This window comes from Aeromonas sp. MdU4, assembly GCF_041929505.1.
Classification (GTDB): Bacteria; Pseudomonadota; Gammaproteobacteria; order Enterobacterales; family Aeromonadaceae; genus Aeromonas.
Genome location: NZ_JBHFMW010000012.1, coordinates 15,647 through 34,095, shown reverse-complemented (window position 1 = coordinate 34,095; position 18,449 = coordinate 15,647). Strand labels below are relative to the sequence as shown.

The 18,449-nt window shown below is 56.3% G+C and carries 18 protein-coding genes and 1 riboswitch; of the genes, 11 read left to right on the top strand and 7 right to left on the bottom strand.

The window, feature by feature from the left end:
- Window positions 1-21 precede the first annotated feature (21 nt).
- The gene (locus ACE1BR_RS06390) at window positions 22-1,497 is read left to right on the top strand and encodes a YfcC family protein (protein ID WP_374868622.1); all 1,476 of its coding nucleotides are present in this window, start codon (window positions 22-24) and stop codon (window positions 1,495-1,497) included.
- 65 nt (window positions 1,498-1,562) lie between these two features.
- On the opposite strand, the gene ACE1BR_RS06385 is transcribed toward ACE1BR_RS06390, so the two are convergent.
- Window positions 1,563-2,777: a pyridoxal phosphate-dependent aminotransferase gene (locus tag ACE1BR_RS06385; RefSeq protein ID WP_005334367.1), complete on the bottom strand. Its 1,215-nt coding sequence runs from the start codon at window positions 2,775-2,777 to the stop codon at window positions 1,563-1,565.
- 389 nt (window positions 2,778-3,166) lie between these two features.
- On the opposite strand from ACE1BR_RS06385, the gene ACE1BR_RS06380 reads away from it, so the two are divergent.
- Entirely contained in the window at window positions 3,167-3,376 is a 210-nt protein-coding gene (locus tag ACE1BR_RS06380; protein ID WP_374868620.1) for a DUF1653 domain-containing protein, read from the top strand.
- 170 nt (window positions 3,377-3,546) lie between these two features.
- Here ACE1BR_RS06380 and ACE1BR_RS06375 read toward each other — a convergent pair whose 3' ends face one another.
- Complete coding sequence (locus ACE1BR_RS06375) at window positions 3,547-4,293, bottom strand: lytic transglycosylase domain-containing protein (protein WP_374868618.1); 747 nt, start codon at window positions 4,291-4,293, stop codon at window positions 3,547-3,549.
- Window positions 4,294-4,620: 327 nt separating this feature from the next.
- Here ACE1BR_RS06375 and ACE1BR_RS06370 point away from each other — a divergent pair, with 327 nt between their 5' ends.
- Window positions 4,621-5,061 carry a GNAT family N-acetyltransferase gene (locus ACE1BR_RS06370; protein WP_374868772.1) on the top strand — a complete coding sequence of 147 codons (441 nt, stop codon included), beginning with the start codon at window positions 4,621-4,623 and terminating at the stop codon, window positions 5,059-5,061.
- A 5-nt stretch (window positions 5,062-5,066) separates the two neighbouring features.
- Here the strand turns inward: ACE1BR_RS06370 and ACE1BR_RS06365 are convergent, their stop codons facing one another.
- Window positions 5,067-5,609 carry a DUF1439 domain-containing protein gene (locus ACE1BR_RS06365; protein ID WP_374868616.1) on the bottom strand — a complete coding sequence of 181 codons (543 nt, stop codon included), beginning with the start codon at window positions 5,607-5,609 and terminating at the stop codon, window positions 5,067-5,069.
- A gap of 97 nt (window positions 5,610-5,706) precedes the next feature.
- Here ACE1BR_RS06365 and cls point away from each other — a divergent pair, with 97 nt between their 5' ends.
- Together cls and ACE1BR_RS06355 are read left to right on the top strand one after the other, a co-directional pair.
- Window positions 5,707-7,188, top strand: coding sequence for a cardiolipin synthase (gene cls, locus ACE1BR_RS06360; RefSeq protein ID WP_374868614.1), 1,482 nt, complete (start codon window positions 5,707-5,709; stop codon window positions 7,186-7,188).
- Window positions 7,189-7,294: 106 nt separating this feature from the next.
- Window positions 7,295-8,557 (top strand): DUF945 family protein, encoded by a 1,263-nt coding sequence (locus tag ACE1BR_RS06355; RefSeq protein WP_374868612.1) that lies wholly within the window; start codon window positions 7,295-7,297, stop codon window positions 8,555-8,557.
- Between the two features lie 79 nt (window positions 8,558-8,636).
- Here ACE1BR_RS06355 and purU read toward each other — a convergent pair whose 3' ends face one another.
- Window positions 8,637-9,473, bottom strand: a complete 837-nt coding sequence (purU, locus tag ACE1BR_RS06350) for a formyltetrahydrofolate deformylase (RefSeq protein WP_042655976.1) — start codon at window positions 9,471-9,473, stop codon at window positions 8,637-8,639.
- 258 nt (window positions 9,474-9,731) lie between these two features.
- Window positions 9,732-9,888: riboswitch (FMN riboswitch) on the top strand.
- A 104-nt stretch (window positions 9,889-9,992) separates the two neighbouring features.
- Here purU and ribB point away from each other — a divergent pair.
- Together ribB and ACE1BR_RS06340 are read left to right on the top strand one after the other, a co-directional pair.
- Window positions 9,993-10,646, top strand: a complete 654-nt coding sequence (gene ribB, locus ACE1BR_RS06345; protein WP_374868610.1) for a 3,4-dihydroxy-2-butanone-4-phosphate synthase — start codon at window positions 9,993-9,995, stop codon at window positions 10,644-10,646.
- A 225-nt stretch (window positions 10,647-10,871) separates the two neighbouring features.
- The gene (locus tag ACE1BR_RS06340) at window positions 10,872-11,114 is read left to right on the top strand and encodes an Lpp/OprI family alanine-zipper lipoprotein (protein WP_033115038.1); all 243 of its coding nucleotides are present in this window, start codon (window positions 10,872-10,874) and stop codon (window positions 11,112-11,114) included.
- A 155-nt stretch (window positions 11,115-11,269) separates the two neighbouring features.
- On the opposite strand, the gene ACE1BR_RS06335 is transcribed toward ACE1BR_RS06340, so the two are convergent.
- Both ACE1BR_RS06335 and ACE1BR_RS06330 read right to left on the bottom strand, forming a co-directional pair.
- Window positions 11,270-12,118 (bottom strand): tetratricopeptide repeat protein, encoded by an 849-nt coding sequence (locus ACE1BR_RS06335; RefSeq protein WP_374868608.1) that lies wholly within the window; start codon window positions 12,116-12,118, stop codon window positions 11,270-11,272.
- A complete protein-coding gene (locus ACE1BR_RS06330; protein ID WP_374868606.1) occupies window positions 12,115-12,837 on the bottom strand; it encodes a 4'-phosphopantetheinyl transferase family protein in 723 nt (240 codons plus the stop codon). Before ACE1BR_RS06330 ends, ACE1BR_RS06335 begins: the two co-directional genes overlap by 4 nt.
- 275 nt (window positions 12,838-13,112) lie before the next feature.
- Here ACE1BR_RS06330 and ACE1BR_RS06325 point away from each other — a divergent pair, with 275 nt between their 5' ends.
- From ACE1BR_RS06325 to ACE1BR_RS06310, 4 genes are all read left to right on the top strand, one after another.
- Entirely contained in the window at window positions 13,113-13,601 is a 489-nt protein-coding gene (locus tag ACE1BR_RS06325) for a C40 family peptidase (protein WP_374868604.1), read from the top strand.
- A 148-nt stretch (window positions 13,602-13,749) separates the two neighbouring features.
- A complete protein-coding gene (gene rlmF, locus ACE1BR_RS06320) occupies window positions 13,750-14,721 on the top strand; it encodes a 23S rRNA (adenine(1618)-N(6))-methyltransferase RlmF (RefSeq protein ID WP_374868602.1) in 972 nt (323 codons plus the stop codon).
- Window positions 14,722-14,965: 244 nt separating this feature from the next.
- Window positions 14,966-15,691 carry a MaoC family dehydratase gene (locus ACE1BR_RS06315; RefSeq protein ID WP_374868600.1) on the top strand — a complete coding sequence of 242 codons (726 nt, stop codon included), beginning with the start codon at window positions 14,966-14,968 and terminating at the stop codon, window positions 15,689-15,691.
- Between the two features lie 231 nt (window positions 15,692-15,922).
- On the top strand, window positions 15,923-17,338 hold the full coding sequence (locus ACE1BR_RS06310) for an SLC13 family permease (RefSeq protein ID WP_374868598.1): 1,416 nt from the start codon (window positions 15,923-15,925) through the stop codon (window positions 17,336-17,338).
- A 99-nt stretch (window positions 17,339-17,437) separates the two neighbouring features.
- Here the strand turns inward: ACE1BR_RS06310 and ACE1BR_RS06305 are convergent, their stop codons facing one another.
- Window positions 17,438-18,424 (bottom strand): DUF481 domain-containing protein, encoded by a 987-nt coding sequence (locus ACE1BR_RS06305; RefSeq protein ID WP_374868596.1) that lies wholly within the window; start codon window positions 18,422-18,424, stop codon window positions 17,438-17,440.
- Between the last annotated feature and the right edge of the window lie 25 nt (window positions 18,425-18,449).

Here is an 18,449-nt window from a genome sequence, read left to right as displayed (position 1 = left end):
CATTGCCGAGGAACGGAAGCTATGACCACTCCAAACGAGGCGCCCAAGAAGCGCCAACTCCCCACAGTCTATACCCTGCTTTTCATCATCATCGCCCTGATGGCGGCCCTCACCTGGGTGCTGCCGGCGGGCAAATACAACTACGTGACGGCCAAGACCCAGCAGCCAGTGGCAGCCGCTGCCGTGGCCGACTACAGCGGTGACGAACGGTTGTTGCCGGTACCCGGTAGTTACACCGAGCTCACCTCCCAGCCGCAGGGAGTATTCGATGTGCTCAAGGCTCCCATTCAGGGCTTCCACAAGGCTGCCGACGTGGCACTGTTCGTGCTCATCATTGGCGGTTTCCTGGCGGTAACCATGCAGAGTGGGGCGCTTGATGCCGGGGTCGGGGCCATAGTACGCGCCTTTGCGGGCCGCGAACGCTTGCTCATTCCGGTGCTGATAGCTCTGTTTGCCCTCGGCGGCTCCGCCTTCGGCATGGCGGAGGAGACTGTGGCCTTCTGGGCACTGATCGTGCCGGTGATGATGGCGGCGGGTTTCGATCGCATGGTAGCGGCAGGGATCATCCTGCTTGGCTCCGGGGTCGGGGTGCTGGCCTCTACCGTCAACCCGTTTGCCACCGGCATCGCCTCCGGTTTTGCCGGTATCCCCATCGGCGAGGGGATTGGCCTTAGGGTCATCCAGTGGTTGCTGCTGGTGATCTTTGCCTCCTGGTTCGTGATGCGTTATGCCAAGCAGGTGCAGCAGGACAAGTCCCGCTCCGTGCTGGCCGACATCACCTATGACGACGAGTTCTCCCAGATGAAGAGCGGCAACCTCGCCTTCACCGGCAAGCAGAAGCTCACCATGCTGGTCTTCTTCGGCACCTTCCTGCTGATGATCTATGCGGTGGTGCCCTGGTCTGATCTGGGTATCGACGTGCTGCCCACCCTTGGCTGGTGGTTCGACGAACTCTCCACCCTGTTTTTCAGTGCCTCGATCTTGATCGCGCTGATCAACCGGATGCCGGAATCCAACTATGTGGCAACTTTCCTCAACGGCGCTCGGGACCTTATCGGGGTGGCGCTGGTGGTGGCGGTGGCGCGTGGCATCTATGTGGTGATGGAGCACGGCGTCATCATCGACACCATTTTGCACTGGGCCGAGGGGCTGGTGAGCGGGCTGTCGTCGTCGGTCTTCATCCTGATGGCCTATCTGGTACACATCATCCTGAGCTTCTTCATCCCCTCCACCTCGGGGCTGGCGACCGTCTCCATGCCGCTGATGGGGCCGCTGGCGGACTTCTCCGGCATCTCGCGGGATCTGGTGATCACCGCCTATCAGTCCGCTTCCGGTTGGATCAACCTGTTCGCCCCCACCGCCGCCCATCTGGTGGCCGGTCTGGCGCTCGCCAAGATACCCTACGATCGCTTCGTGCGCTGGGTGCTGCCCTTCATCATCGGCGTGGCCCTCATCACCATGGCGGTGCTGGTGGCCGGAGCCCTGTTGCACGGCTGATGGTACGGACGAAAAACGACAGATAATAAAAAGGCTCCGTGAGGAGCCTTTTTCATTGGCTTTGTTTACTGCTTGTAGCCTTTGAGGAAGCGGGCGAGGCGGCCGATGGCATCCTCCAGCTCCTCTTCCCGGGGCAGGAACACCAGCCGGAAGTGATCCGGCGCAGGCCAGTTGAAGCCAGTGCCCTGCACCAGCAGGAGCTTCTCCTGTTGCAGCAGGTCAAACACCATCTTCTGGTCGTCACGGATGTCATACACCTTGGGGTCGAGGCGCGGGAACATGTAGAGCGCCCCCTTGGGCTTGACGCAGGAAACCCCGGGGATCTCGTTGAGCAGCTCCCACGCTTTGTCCCGCTGCTTGCGCAGGCGGCCGCCCGGCAGGATCAGCTCGTTGATGCTCTGGTAGCCGCCAAGCGCAGTCTGGATGGCGTGCTGCATCGGCACGTTGGCGCACAGCCGCATGGATGCCAGCATCTCCAGCCCCTCGATATAGCCACGAGCACGGCCCTTGGGGCCGGTAATGACCATCCAACCCTGGCGGAAGCCGCAGGCACGGTAAGCCTTGGAGAGACCGTTAAAGGTCACTACCATGACATCGTCACACAGGGTACAGACGCTGGTGTGGGAGATGTCGTCGTAGAGGATCTTGTCGTAGATCTCGTCGGCGAAAATGATGAGGTTGTGCTGGCGGGCGATCTCGATCACTTCCAGCAGGAACTCGCTGCCGTAGACGGCGCCGGTCGGGTTGTTGGGGTTGATCAGCACCAGGCCGCGAGTACGCGGGGTGATGCGGGCGCGGATGTCATCGAGATCCGGATACCAGTCGGCCCCTTCGTCGCAGCGGTAGTGCACCGCATGGCCGCCGGAGAGGGTCACCGCCGCGGTCCACAGCGGATAGTCGGGGGAGGGCACCAGCATCTCGTCGCCGTTGTTGAGCAGCGCCTGCATCGCCATCACGATCAACTCGCTGGCACCATTGCCGATGTAGATGTCGTCGATATCGACCTTGCGCATCCCTTTTTGCTGGTAGTACTGCATCACCGCCTTGCGGGCTGAGAACAGCCCCTTGGAATCGCAGTAGCCCTGGCTCAGCGGCATGTTGAGGATCACATCCTTGATGATCTCCTCGGGGGCATCGAAACCGAACGGGGCCGGGTTGCCGATGTTGAGCTTGAGAATGCGGTGACCTTCGTCTTCGAGACGGCGGGCTTCTTTATGCACCGGGCCGCGGATGTCATAGCAGACATCGTCGAGCTTGTGCGACTTGTCGATAGTGAACATGGTGAGTGTGATTCCTTCCCCACGGGGACGCGTTGGCGAAAAAGGCGATTTTTAGTATCAAATATCTTTTCCCCTATTCTTCACAGAATTGAATGCTAGAACAATCTTCTTTTTAGTAGAAATTCCTGATTTTTAGCCCCAAAACAGAGTTATTAAAACGTTAAATTCAGCACAATCGTTTGTGCTTGGCAAGGTTCACCAGTGAAAGATGGGGGTGTGATTAACAAAGCTACTCTACTGTGTTGAAATCTTCACTCTCTCTGGCACGATTGGCTTGCGTAAAAAAGCCTCTTCATTGCCTCTCCCGACGAGAAAAATCTGATACAACTGGCACTGGCTAACGCGTATTTCTCCTTAATCCCGTCCTGTTCAATCTGCAGAGGTATCCCATGCATGCACCCACACCTGGCCGATATCGTCACTTCAAGGGGGGCTACTATCAGGTGCTAGCCTTGGCAGTGCATACTGAAACTCAGGAGCAACTGGTGATCTATCAATCCGAACAGGATGGGCAGGTCTATGCTCGCCCTGTTGCCATGTTCATGGAGTGGATAGAGCATCAGGGGCAGGTCGTCAGCCGCTTTGCGCCGGTCAAATAAGCAACAGCCCAGCCCGCAGTACTGGCGTTTCGCTGTTTGTCGGTGCCATTCTGGTGGCGCTGGCTCATCGGTCTGGTAGTAGCTGAGCAGAAGTGATTGTTCGCGAAACGATGTGTGGTATCGACACGCCAAAGGGCGTGTTTTTGGTGGGTAAAAGTCAACTACACGCGCTAGAGGCCCTTGGCCTGCAGCATCTCTTTATAGCGTTGGTGTAGCAGTTGAACACGCTCCACATAGGCGCGAGTTTCAGCATAAGGTGGGATACCACCATGCTTTTGTACCGCCCCCGCCCCCGCATTGTAGGCTGCGGTAGCCAATGCCACGTTACCGTCATACTGCTTGAGCAATCCCGCCAGGTACTTCACTCCGCCGAAGATATTCTGTTCCGCCAGCAGGGCATTGCCGACGCCCAGCTCCCGCGCCGTGGCTGGCATCAGCTGGGTCAAGCCCATTGCCCCTTTACGTGAGATGGCTAGCGGGTTAAAGGCCGATTCAGCGTGGATCAGTGCTCTGATGAGGGCGGGTTCTACATGGTAAGCATTGGCTGCAGCCTTGATGGTACTGGCATAGTCATAGAGAAATAGCCCTGTGGTGTGCCAGTTGACGTTCGATTTGGGGTCGCAAGCGAAGCAGTCATTAAAGAGCAGGAGCTCGTAGTTTCCCTGTTCAGGGGCCATGTCGGAGTAACGTATCACCCCGTTTTTTTGCACCGACTTATAGACCTGGATCTGTTTATTGCCCGAGGTTGTGGTTGTCGTGACTTGATTTGCTGCCTGGGGGGTTGGCTCGGCCTCAATGACCGGACGCAAAGGGGAGGGGGCGGCTGTCAGGAATACTACCTCTGCAGGTGGGGGCGTCTGGCTCCATCCCGTCAGGGGTAACCATAATATTGGGCCTGCCAGCATCCATGCTTTCAACCGCAAAATCCTCTTTGTGATAGCCATGTTGAGTAAAGCATCATGGCGAGTCCAGAACAAGCGAACAGAGGAGGAGATGTGAAGTGACAGAGTGCGCGGGATCACAGCCGTAGAGGTTCGCTGAGTGCGTGATCGGGCGGGTTGTTGTGGCCTATTTTCCCGGTTGTCAGGGAACGTTGCCGGGTTTATGGAGACCGCGGTTCAAGCCCGCTTTTTTGTCAACAGAAGGCATGTTATCGTGCTTGCGTCAGCTGGTCGGATTAGCCAGTCACATTTGACATTAATAATTGATTATCAAAGGATTTGTGTGTGACAAGCAAGCTGGCGATGGAACTTACCTTCGAAGAGTACTGCGAGGCAGACCTCTCCCTTATCAGGGACTATTACGAGACGACCTTTTCCCACTATGTGCCGGATCTGGCCGAGCGGATCTTTGTCGTGCGTGATGCTCACTGGTTGGTGGGGGCGGTGCGGTTGCGGGACGAAGAGGAGTTTTACCACCTGTGCGGTTTTCGCCTGTTGCCCCATTACCAGTCATTGGGCTTGGGTTCACGTCTGTTGCAACACGCTTGCTGTGGTCTGGCGGACAAGCCGGTGGTTTGTCAGGCGCTCCCCTTCGAAAAACCCTTTTATCTTAAGGCCGGTTTTGCCGATATGCCGCTCAACCGATTGAGTGGCGCCCTCTTTTCCCTCTACGAGCGGCAGCAGCAACAGGGCTATCAGGTGGAGCTGCTGGTACGGGATACCACCCAGCCCCTCCTGAATTGAGCGGTTTAGCGGGGTTTGGTGAGCAGATGGATGTTACCTGGTGACAACTCCAGTCCCAGCAGATTTTCTTTTAGCCAGGCCTGATTTGGGTCCTTGTCATTGAGCTTGTAAACCGGTTTGGATTCCAGCCGCTTTTCCATGCTTTGCAATAGCATGCCGAGCATGAGCCCGAACTTCTTCTCGGCCGCCTCCGGCTCCAGCTTGTACTCCACCAGTTTCATGTTATCGAGAAACAGCGCGCTCTGAGCCTTGTCGTAACGGGGTCTCGCCTCATATGTCATCTGCAGGCGGGCATCGTATTCAGTGTTGTCTGGCAGGGCAATCTTGAGCTTGCCCTTGCCATAGACCCGTGCGGTATCGGGGCGTTGGCGACCAATCTGCACATCGCTCTGTTCCAGCTGCACATGGGCCTTGATGATGCCGGGCAGTTCCAGCTGTTTGTCGACTTGTACCTGGGATTGCAGGTACTGGTTTATCTGTTGCTCATTGATGTCATATGAGCCTTGGCCTAGCATGGCCAAGCTGAGCAGCATAGATTGCAGGATCATGCATGCGACCTGATAGAATGGATGTGCTTTACAGCATACCATTCCTGCCAAGTGGGATCTGCCCACCACTCTGTTTGCCGATTAGAAGGAGTCTCCGTTGTTCAACGGTCTCGAATACGATCTCCACCTGCTGTTTTCCCGTTTTCTCGGCTGGTTGCTGCTGCTGTTTCATACCGTCATCGTGACCGGTGTGTCGTTTCGGGTGGTGATGAAGCGGCGTCCCATCGGGGTGTCACTGGCCTGGCTGGCCCTTATTTACGCTATCCCTTTTGCCGGAGTCGGCTTTTATATCCTGTTTGGTGAAATAAAGCTGGGCCGCCGTCGCGCCGAGCGGGCGCAGGCGATGTACCGCCCTTATGCCATCTGGATCCGCCAGCTGGCGCGTCTGTTTCCCCAGCACTGCTGTGAGGTGGGGGCCAAGGCACAACCGCTGCATGATTTGATTCAGGGGCGGCTGGCCATGCCGATGCTCTCCGGCAACCGCATGACCTTGCTCAACAAACCGGACTTGATCTTGCGCGAGATTGCCCAGGATATTCGCCGCTCTACCCTCTCCTGCTATCTGGAGTTTTATATCTGGCATCCTGGCGGCGATGCTGACGAGGTGTGCGAAGCGTTGATTGAAGTGGCACAACGCGGCGTGGATTGTCGCTTGCTGCTTGATTCGGTGGGCAGCAAACAGTTTTTCCGCTCCTCGTGGCCCAAAACCTTGCACCAAGCAGGTGTCAAATTGGTGGAGGTGTTGCCGGTTGGCGCCTGGCGCATCCCCTTCCAGCGCCAGGATCTGCGGATGCACCGCAAGCTGGTGGTGATTGATGACAAAGTCGGTTACACCGGCTCGATGAACATGGTGGATCCGCGTTTCTTCAAGCAGGATGCGGGTGTCGGTCAATGGGTCGATATCATGATCCGGGTACAGGGTCCCATGGTGCCGCTGATGTGGTCGATCTTTGTCTGGGACTGGGAGATGGAGACCGGCGAGCGGTTGCTCGACAGTCTGCAACACGAGCCAGAGGCCTGGACACAGACCAACTATCGGGCCCAGCTCATTCCATCCGGCCCCTTCGTCGGGGGAGACTGCATTCAGCAGAGCCTGCTGCTTGCCATCTATCAGGCGCGTAGCCATCTGGTGCTGACGACCCCTTACTTTGTGCCCGATGACCCACTGGCCGCCGCTCTCAGTTCGGCGGCGGCTCGTGGCGTACAGGTGCAGCTGGTGTTGCCCGCGCGCAACGACTCCATCATGGCCAACTATGCCTGCAACGCTTTCATGGAAGAGTTGCTGGCGGCCGGGGTGGAGATCTATCGCTACGATGCCGGTCTGCTGCACACCAAGAGCGTGCTGGTGGATGACGACTTTGCGTTGGTTGGGACGGTCAATCTGGACCGGCGTAGCCTCTGGCTCAATTTCGAAGTGACCCTGTTGGTGGACAACCCGTCGTTTGTGGCCCAGATGACCCGGCTGGTGCAGGGCTATATGGCGGAAGCCACGCCCATGACCCTGGCCAAATGGCAGGCCCGCCCCTGGTACAAGAAAGCGATGGAGAACATCTTCTATCTCTTCAGCCCCTTGTTGTGATGTTACGGTGTGGCCGAAGAATTTCGGGTTGTCTCCTGATTGCACTTGCCTCGCTCCGAGTCCGCCCCTAGAGTGCAGTGACAACTCCTGGGAGATGCATGGAAATATGAAAAAGATAGTGGCCCTCGCCGTGGGTGCGGCACTGGTAGGTGGTGGTTTGGCTGCGTGCTGGTACACGGGCAACAGCTTTGATCGCATCATGGCGGAGCAGATCGCCAAGGTGAAGAGCGAGAGCGGTCTGGAGCTGCAATGGCAACCCGCCAATAGCAACCTCTTTACCCGCGACGGGGTATTGAAGCTGGTAGTGACTCCCCAGGAGATGGCTGCCCTCGACAGCGATCTGGAAGGGAGCCAACCTCTGGATCTGCAATTCGTGGTAACAAGTCGTATTTTACCGCTCTATATCAAGAGCCATCTGCTGCTTGATACCAAGCAGGGCTCGCTGGCTCCGGTATTCACCGCGCTGGGTATGGATCAGTGGCAATTTGGCTTGGAGTCGGTAAGCAGTCTCTGGACTCAGGCTAACAGCAGCCGGTTTTGGGCCAATGAGTTCAAGGTTAAACAGGGGCTGGACGAGTTCCATTTCCTGCCGCTTTCCGGCGAGTTTCATGGCAACCTGGAGGGGAATGGCCACATCACCATGACCTGGCAGGGGATGACCGTCCATGAAGAGCAGAACAAGATGGATCTGGTGCTGGCGGACATGAAAGGGAGCGCCGATATTGCCGAGATCAGTGGCGTCATCCTTTCGCCGCAAAGCCAGATGACACTCTCTGCTCTGACAATGCAATTGCCGGACAGCGTCAAGGTGTCGTTGCAGGGGGTGTCCACAGAAACCCTGCTCAAGGGCGACAATGCCCAGACCCTCTCCAGCAGCTACCTGATGAAGATCGCCAAGCTCAATCTGGAAAATGAGACAGATACCCTGGCGGTGACCGACAGCAAGCTCGCCCTTAACCTGAATGGACTTGATCTGGAGGGTTATCAGGGGCTGCAGGCCGCCGGTGGCAAGGGGGTTGAAGATGCGGCCATCCAGCAGGCGCTGGACAAGATGCTCAAGCGTGGTGCAACCCTGGAGCTGGCCGACCTGAGTGCCAAGCTCAATGGTGAGGCGGTGACCATGAAGGGGGATGTGAAGCTGGCATCAACCTCGCTGGAGCAGCTGTTTAACAGTGAGGAGGGGATGCAGGCATTGAGCGGTCAACTGCATGCCACCCTGAGCGACAAGCTGGGCAAGGCCGTGCCACAGTTGGCCCCCATGCTCGATCAGTTGACGGCGATGGGTTATCTGAAGGCAGATCAGCAGCAACTGACTTCCGAGCTGAAGCTGGAGAAGGGCGCCGTGACGGTGAACGACCTGCCACTCTGATGTTCGGCTTGCAAACAACAACGGCTCCCGCGGGAGCCGTTGTTGTTTCTGGCATTTTCATGCGGGCCGCGTGGGCGGATTACTTGAAAACCACCGTCTTGTTGCCGTAGACGAACACCCGCTCGTTCAATACCAGCTCCAGCGCCCGGCTCAGCACCGATTTTTCCACGTCACGGCCCGCCTTGGCCATGTCATCCGCACTGAAGGCGTGGCCGACGTGGATCACGTCCTGCTCGACGATGGGGCCTTCATCCAGATCGTCGGTGACAAAGTGGGCGGTGGCCCCGATCAGCTTGACCCCACGGTCAAAAGCTTGCCGGTAGGGGCGGGCTCCGATGAAGGCGGGCAGGAAGGAGTGGTGAATATTGAGGATCTTGCGTGGATAGGCCTCGACAAAGCTTGGGGTTAGCACCCGCATGTACTTGGCCAGGATCACATAATCCGGCTCATAGCTGTCGATGATGGCGCGTACCTGCTCTTCATGTTCGGTCCGGCTCAGCTCGTCGTGGCTGACGGTGTGGAATGGAATATTGAACTTGCCGGTCAGTTCGGCCAGGGTGTCGTAGTTGCCGATCACCGCGACGATATCCATATCCAGCGCACCGGCGTAGTTCTTCATCAGAATGTCGCCGAGGCAGTGGGTCTCCTTGGTCACCAGAATGACGATGCGCTTCTTGCCTGCCTTGACCAGACGGCGCTGGGCGCCAGTGGGGAGGGCATCATCCAGATCTGCCAACAAGGTCTCGTCGTTGAAACGCCCCTCCAGCTCGGTACGCATAAAGAAACGGCCATTCTCGTGATCGACAAACTCGTCGTTTTTGATGATGTTGAGCTGGTGCTTGTAGCAGATGTTGGTGATCTTGGCGATGAGGCCCTTGGCATCCGGGCAGTCCGTCAGCAGTATTTTCTTTTCCATCTCTGTCATTTTCCGTTTGTGGTGTTGGCGCCGCAGTCTGCGCAGGCAGCGTGTTTCAGGCTCTTTTTTCGGGCACTGTTTTTTGTTTTGGGAACTATGCCATAAAGCGATCCGTGCCATAAAGAAATTCGCCAGTCGCGGCCTCTCGCGCTGGCCGACGGGTTGCAGAGCGAGATCTTGAGCGCAATGTTGAAACGCTTTTCAGCCAGCGCGGGATTTTGGCTGGTATCTGCAACCGTTTTTCTTTAGGCTGTCAGCGCTTATTCTCAGGGCGGGGTGCAATTCCCCACCGGCGGTATCCTGATTGATTCGGGGAGCCCGCGAGCGCCCGAACCGGTTGGTTGCCGGTTTGGGGTCAGCAGATCCGGTGAGATGCCGGAGCCGACGGTCATAGTCCGGATGAAAGAGGATAAGACAGACATTGCTGCGTTGGCTCTGCTGGGCTGGCCGCTGCATGCTTATCTCTGTCTGCCTTTCCATGCCCTGATTCTGGTCCTTGTCTTGTTTAGGAGTTTTACCATGAATCAGTCTCTACTCAGTGAATTCGGTGATCCCATTACCCGTGTCGAAGCGGCCCTGACAGCCTTGCGTGCCGGAGGCGGCGTGCTGGTGGCCGACGATGAAGATCGGGAGAACGAGGGCGACCTCATTTTCGCCGCCCAATCCATGACCAATGAACAGATGGCGCTGATGATCCGCGAGTGCTCCGGTATTGTCTGCCTGTGTCTGCCCGATGAACGGGTCCGTCAGCTGGAACTGCCCATGATGGTGGAGGCCAACTCCAGCCACTATCAGACGGCTTTCACCGTGACCATCGAAGCGGCGCAGGGGGTCACGACCGGTGTCTCGGCAGCCGATCGCATTACCACCATTCGTGCAGCTATCGCTGACGGCGCCAAGCCGGGAGATCTGCACCGACCTGGTCATGTTTTCCCGCTGCGAGCCAGAACCGGTGGTGTGCTCACCCGTCGCGGTCATACCGAGGCGACGGTCGATCTGATGCAACTGGCTGGTCTCAAACCGTTTGGTGTGCTGTGTGAATTGACCAAACAAGATGGCTCTATGGCTCGTCTGCCAGACCTGGTTGCATTTGGCCATCAGCACCGGATGCCGGTACTGACCATTGAGGATCTGGTGCAATATCGTCAACTGCTGTCAGAACGAACAGCCTGAGCTTCATACGAAATTGTAATAAGCCAAAAATTTGGTTAACCTTTGTTCGTGTCCTTACCACGCGGCACTCATTTTTTAGACGAACTTGGGTAAAAAGTGTCCATTCAAAAAAAAATGAGGGTTTTAATGCATTTATCTGTGGTGGGGACTATGCAAAGTATTATTTATTTGTGCCATAATCACGCCGCTTGCTAAACGTCTGGCGAGTTCAAGGGAGCTTTAAAAATGAAAAAATTGTTGTTGGTAGGTGTTGTTGGTCTGTCCGCTCTGCTGGGCGGTTGTGCAAACACCAGCGAACTGGAAACTTCCGTTCAGAATCTGTCTAACAAAGTTGACCAACTGGCTCAAGATGTTAGCGCAGTTCGTGCTGATCAGTCCAAAATCGCTGCTGATGTTGCCGAAGCCAAGCAAGAAGCTATGCGTGCTAACCAGCGCATCGACAACATGGCTACTAAGTACAAGAAGTAAGCCATGCGAAAAAAATGGCGCAGTTATGCGCCATTTTTTTTTGCCTGAAATTCATGTTTTTCAGAACCGTACGCCACCATTTTCCCCTTTGACCCATGAGGTCATGCCGGTCTCCCGGCACTCCCCCATCATTACCAGCCAGTTCTCGCCTCTGATCAGTAGAGCAGACTATAGAGTTTGCGACGGTAGCTTTGCGCCGCCGGTGTACTGCCCATGGTTGCCAGGATGTCGAGGTAGGTCTTTCTGGCATCACCGAAGGCGAGATCCCGCTTAAGGATGGAAAGCAGCAGCTCCAGCGCCTCTTCCTGACGTCCTGCCTGGTTGTATTGCACAGCCAGCTCTTGTGCCAGCGCAAAGTCTTCCGGGTTTTCTGCATGGCGGGCTTCCAGCGCACGCAGCTCCGGGCTGTCTGCTGCTTGCAGCGCCAGGGCGAGCCGTGAGCTCAGGGCATGGAATTGGCTATCCTGCGCCACCATCGGGATGGCGCCTAGGCGCTCCTGTGCTTCATCAAGCAGATTGAGGTCGAGCGCCGCCTGAATGAGCCACAGGCTGATATCGTGACGTGCAGGCACCAGTAGGTGCGCTTTGGTCAGATGGGCATAGGCGATACTGGGTTGTTCGTCAGCCAGTGCCTGCTGCCCTTTGGCCAGCAGCTCTTCCTCTTCTTTGGGGGCGAAGGCGGCGAAATACTGGCGCAAGGTTGCTTCATCCTGTGGCCCTTCAATAATCCCCTGCTCGTCGGGTCTTCCCTGATGGAATAGCACCAGCGCAGGCAGAGCACGCAAGCCGAGCTGGCTGGCCAGTGGTTGCAACTGGGGATCGTTCATATCCACTTTGGCCAGGGTAACCTGACCGTTGGCGGGCCCAACCAGGGATTCGATCAGTGGAGTCATCCCCTGACACTCAGGCATCTGTGGAGCATAGAAATAGATGACGACCGGTTTTTTCATGGACGCATCGATCAGTTCGGCGTGAAAATTCTGGGGAGTAATATCGACGATCATGAGTTGGACTCTTCAGCAAGTGTATTGAGTAACATGGGGTTGATAGGCAGGCAATTCAAGCGTTCATCCAACCGGTAAAAATTCACCGGGCTTGCGGTGGTGGCCAGACTGAGCCAGCCCCCGGCAAATGGCCAATCCTGCACCTGATAACCGGTATCATCGAGCCGGTTGTCGAGGTACCACCCCTGCTCCGGGACAAATCGCACTTTCTCGAGCCCTGCGGCTATGCCGCCGCCGTGGGCTTTCAGTACGGCCTCCTTGCGTGACCAGAGCCGATAGAAGGCGGACTCCTGCTCTTGCTTGGGCAGTGCGCAGAGCCACTCATATTCACTCTGTGCATAAAATCGGCGGGCCAGGGGGAGGGGATGATGCCGCCGTTTGCCCAATTCGATATCCACTCCTAGCGGCCCTTGCGAACAGAGCACCACTACCAGCCAGTTGCCACTGTGGCTCAGATTGAAATGCCAAGCATCATCATGCAGTCGAGGCTTGCCGTGGGGGCCGTGGCAAAATTGCAGGCTGGCGGCAGGTTGCTGCAGCCGTTCGGCCAATAGCTGGCGCAGCAGGGCGCGGCTCACCAGATATTCCTGGCGTCGTTCAGGATGGGTCATGGTTTGCCAGATATGCTGCTCATCGGTTGACAGCCATCCGGGCAATTGAGCGAGCAGTTGCTGGCACACCCTGGCCGGTTTTAACAAAAAAAGATCGGTTTCGATCATGTTTTTTCACTTGAAAAAGGTGATGAAGCAGGGATAAAAGCCAGTTATCTATGAGCCCCATGGCTCTTTTGGCGATTGTATATTGTTTGGGCATGATCACATTAATTATGAAAAATCGTGCATTTCCTTGCAAAAATGTGAGCCTGATAGGGATTTTCACTTGCCTCGATAGAATTCTTGGATATAGTCGGGTGCTGTTGCCTTATAAATTGCCCTTTGGGGCCGTATTTTAACAAGATTTACTATTTTGCGGGGATAAAGGATTGCGCTACCTGATGCTACTGCTGGTTGCGCTCGGAATGGCGGGTTGTGCGTCGGCACCCCAACCCGAGGTCGCGAGCAAGCTCGAAGTTTCCATGGTTGAACCTGTAATTGAACCGGAAGCTTCCCAGACACCCGATGTGAATGAAATCCTGACAGTATATAAAGAGTGGCGTGGTGTACCGTATCGGATGGGTGGCAGCAGCCAGCGCGGTATCGATTGTTCTGCTTTTGCCCGTGAAGTTTTCCGTAATGCCGTTGGTGTCGAATTGCCCCGCGATACCCGCTCCCAAGTCCATGAAGGGACGCGTGTTGCCAAACGGGATCTGGTCGAAGGTGACTTGGTCTTCTTCAAAATCAATCGTCGTCTCAACCACGTTGGCATCTATGTCGGCAATGGTGAATTTATCCACGCTTCAACCCGCGCAGGTGTGACACGCTCAAAGCTGGACAGCCAATACTGGCGCAGCAAGTTCTGGCAAGCTCGCCGGATCGACATCTGAGTCAGGCTGGACAAACGGCTCGCAGTACGGACTGTTTTTCCAACCTCACTTGAACCGGGCCACGTAGCCCGGTTTTTTATTGCAGTCATTTAGACTTTCATGAGCCAAATCACTATAGTGTGGGCCCGTTTTCTTCGGCAGGCTTAGCATGAAACCCCGCATCACATCAGCCGGTGACCCTCAGTCAGGTGACCGCAAATCCGGACTCCACCCACGTAATCGTCATCAGGCGGGTTATGATTTGGCGGCGCTCTGCCTGCGAACCCCTGAGCTATCCGTCCACGTCTTCACCAACGACTACGGCACCCGCACCATCGATTTTGCCGATCCAGATGCGGTCAGGATATTAAACCGTGCCCTGTTGGCCCATCACTACGGAATTGCTCATTGGGATCTGCCTGCCGGTTACCTCTGTCCACCCATCCCGGGGCGGGTCGATTACCTGCACTGGGCGGCCGATCTGCTTGCGGAAAGCGCTGGCACTATTCCCACCGGCAAGGGGGTGAGGGTGCTGGATATCGGGGTGGGGGCAAATTGTATCTATCCGTTGCTTGGTTGTCGTGAATATGGCTGGCGCTTTGTGGGATCGGATATCGATCCCGTCTCGGTCAAAGCGGCAACCTTGCTGGCCAAGAGTAACGGGCTCGGCAATCAGATTGAGTGCCGTCTGCAGAGCAATGCCAACCATGTCTTTCGCGGCATCATCGGTCCTAAAGAGCGTTTTGCCCTGACCCTATGCAATCCGCCGTTCCACGCGTCGCTCGCGGAGGCGAGCAAGGGGACGGAGCGCAAGCTGCGCAATCTGGGCAAGGAGGTGACAGGCGCGCCGGTGCTCAACTTTGGCGGCCAGAAGGCTGAGCTCTGGTGCGAAGGGGGCGAGGCGGCGTTTCTGGCCAATATGATTGCCCAGAGCAAGGAGTTTGCCAGCCAGTGCCTCTGGTTCAGCTCGCTGGTATCGAAGAAAGAGAACCTGCCGGGAGCGAAGAAGGCGCTGAGCCGGGTGGGGGCGCGTCAGGTACGGGTAATTGATATGGCGCAGGGGAACAAGGTGAGCCGGATCCTGGCCTGGTCCTTCCTGGATAAAGAGGGTTTGCAAAACGGGTGGCCACAAGCACGTTGAACCAGTTCTTCAAGGCCCGGCAAGGGTCTTTTTTATGATGAACCTCTCATGTTTGCTATTTTGGTGGATTTTGCGGTATTTGGTTTTATAGTTGGAAACTCATGCCTTATTTTTGTTTTTGAGTGGTTACTTATGTCTTGGTACAGGTGTACGCCGAGATTTTTTTGCACTCTTGACTGAAAGTTTAATAAAATAGGACTGGTTAGACCTCTTTACAGGCATTGGATCAAATAGGGATCGGTAGATGAAAGTTGTCGATTTTCTGAAGCGCAAGCGCGAAATCTTGGCGCAGCACCCCTTTGAGCTCAAGGATTGGCTCTCTCCGGCGATCCGCGACTACTGGCGTGAGTTTCAGCAAAAGGCACATCTTCATCCGTTGTTGGGGCGTGTGCTGGACTTGCAAGCCGAGTTGCAGAGCGAGCAGCAACAGGATGCGGTAACCGTGGCGCAAGTCGTCAACGGTCAGCCAGCCATGACTCAGGAACCGGCGGTGGAGCTGGTTGGTGATGCAGCCGAGCTTTATGCTGCCCTGCAGGCCCACATTGGTGAAGAGACCCATGTCGGTGAGTGGCTCCATGTCAGCCAGCAGATGATCGATCAGTTTGCAGCAGTGACCGGGGATCACCAGTGGATCCACACCAATCCGGAGCGCGCGGCTGCCGAGTCGCCCTTCAAGACCACCATCGCCCACGGTTTTCTGACCCTGGCGCTGTTGCCTCAATTGACCGGCTCGGTTGATGAGACCACGCCCGAGTTTCCGACTGCCCGTATGGTGGTGAATTTCGGGCTGGATCAGGTGCGTTTTCCGTACCCCATCAAGGTGGACAGCAACATCCGTGCGCGCACCAAGTTGGCACGGGTGACCCCCATCAAGGGCGGGCTGGAACTGCTCAAGGAGATCAAGGTGGAGATCGAAGGGATCCGCCGCCCGGGTTGTGTCATCGAGTCAGTGACCCGCATTTACTTTTGAGCGCCCTCATCGGCAGGATGATGAAACGGGCCCGCTTCGGCGGGCCCGTTTTTTTTGCCTGGTTGTTACCGATGGTGAGGTGCCGAGCATAGCGTACTGTTCCCAGCTTGATATGACTCACAAAACCGGATCGGCTGCAGTTAGCCAGCTCTCATTTTGGCGAGATAGCCGGCCGGAGTCATAGCATGTTGTGCCACTATCGGCTCCTTACTCCCGATCCTGGAGACCATAGTGCTCATCAATCACAAGATTATTCTGCCATTGCTGCTTAGCCTCGCCATCCTGCTGATCCCGACCCATTGGATCCCGCTGGAGGGGATCACCGTGATTGAGCAGCGGGTTGTGGCTATTTTCGTGCTGGCTGCCCTCTGTTGGATCCTGGAGCCCATTCCGATCTTCGCCACCTCGGTGCTGATCATCGTGCTGGAGTTGCTCCTGCTCTCCGACAAGGGGCTCTGGTTTATGACCGCAGGCAAAGCAGATCCTGGCTTCGGTGCGCTGCTCAAGTCGACCGAGGTGATGGCGACCTTTGCCTCGCCAGTCATCATGCTGTTTCTTGGGGGCTTTTTTCTGGCTATCGCCGCGACGAAATATCATCTGGACGTCAATCTGGCGCGAGTGTTGCTGCGCCCGTTTGGTCGGGATCCCAGAATCGTCATGCTGGGCTTGATGCTGATCACTGCCACCTTCTCCATGTTCATGAGCAATACCGCCACTACTGCCATGATGCTTGCCATCCTCGCCCCGGTGCTGGCTGCTTTTCCTGACAAAGACCCGGCCAAAATCGGCTTTGTGCTGGCGATTCCGCTGGCTGCCAACCTGGGCGGGATTGGTACACCCATCGGTACTCCACCCAACGCGGTGGCACTCAAATACCTGACTGGTGAACACGCTATCTCGTTTGGCCAGTGGATGGGGTTTGCCGTGCCCTTCGTGGTGGTCTTGTTGCTGCTTGGCTGGTTTTTGCTGGGGCGCTTCTTCCCAAGCCCCCTCAAGCGCATTGAGTTGAAGATTGAAGGGCGCTTTATGCAAACTCCCCGCGCTTGGGTGGTCTATCTCACCTTTATCACTACCATAGTGCTGTGGCTGTTGGGCGATTTACATGGCATGAGCTCTTACGTCGTGGCCATGATCCCGGTGGCGGTGTTCCTGACCACCGGGATCATCACCAAGGACGATCTGCACAAGATCTCTCTCGACGTGCTTTGGCTGGTGTCGGGCGGTATTGCGCTGGGGCTGGCGCTGGAGGATTCCGGTCTGGCAGAGCGGCTCATTACCCACATTCCGTTCCATGAGTACTCTACGCTGGCGGTGCTGGTAGGCGCTTGTCTGCTGGCGGTAGTGATGGCCAACTTCATGTCCAATACCGCGACTGCCAACCTGCTGCTGCCGCTGGTCGCTGCATTGGCGGTCAGTATGCCGGAGCTGGCGGAGTGGGGCGGTAGCCATACCCTTATCCTGGCGGTGACGCTCTCGGTGTCATTGGGCATGTCGCTGCCCATCAGTACCCCGCCCAATGCACTGGCTCATGCGACCGGTCTGGTGGAGAGCCGTCAGATGGTACGGATCGGGGTCATCATGGGGTTGGTCGGTACCCTGCTGGCGATGGTGTGGATTTACCAGATTGCCGCCTGGGGGCTGATCTGAGAGTGATGTCGACGAGTCGTGAGTTTGCATCACTCTCATCACTATTACTGCAATAGAAAGAGGAGCCAAATTGGCTCCTCTTGTTGATTTGCTCGCTACTCAAAAGCTTGCCCCCAAACTAAGCAAGTGGCGCCACTCGCTCTCAGATATTTCGGCATCCACCCCAGGATAGTGCAGTTCGCCATTTTGCCGCTCTATCTCGCTCGACCAGGAGAGGCGCAAGTGGTCGTTGAAGTAGTAGCGCAGACCAAGACTGCCAGTGATGTCCTTATCCAGCGTGAGGTAGGGAGAGGGCTGTGCCAGGTATTTCAAATAGGTACCCTTGCTGAACAACTCAAATTGCTGTTGCCAGAATGCCAGTGGTTGGCGGTAATCCCAGCCCAGGCTACCGATGGGGTAGCTGATGATCCGGGAATCGAACAAGGCCAGTCCTGGCTGGCTGTCACTGCGAAAGTAAGCACGCTGGATCCCACCTTGAGCGATCAGCTCCAGCCGTCTGCGCTTGTCATTCCAGACGCGATAGCCCGGCCCAGAGCCAACATTCAGCTTGAGGTAGTTGTCTGCCAGCATGTCATAGTCGGCATCGAGCGAGTTGCGCACAAACCAGTGTTGATCGAAAAAGTAGTCAAGGGTTGGATTCAGCTTGTAGTCGTGGTTATCGGTGACGCTGTCAGAGGTTTCATAGGTGTATTCACCGGACAGGCTGTATCGCCAGTCCAGATTGGCGATTTCAGTAGTGCCTTTGAAGTTGACGTTGTTGGTTTGTTTGTCTTTGTTCTTGAGCTTGATGTTGAGATCGCCACTGCCGGTCCACAGCCAGGCGTTGCGCTCATCCTGTTCATCCTTGAATAGCTTGATCCCCCCTTTGGCCGTCGCCTTGGGTTTATCCTGTTTCTCCAGTCGCCAGCGCTTGATGGCATCCCGTTTGACGGTTACGGCACCGGTATAGGGCAGGGCGATGCGCACCGACTCATCGCCGATCTCTTCGATGGTGCCAGTCAGGCGATCGCCGTTATTCATCCAGAGAATGTCTTTTGCCCACAGTGGGCAGCTTGCCAGCATAAGCGCGAGGGGCAGGTATTTCATGATGCGGGGCAACTCCGGTGGGGCT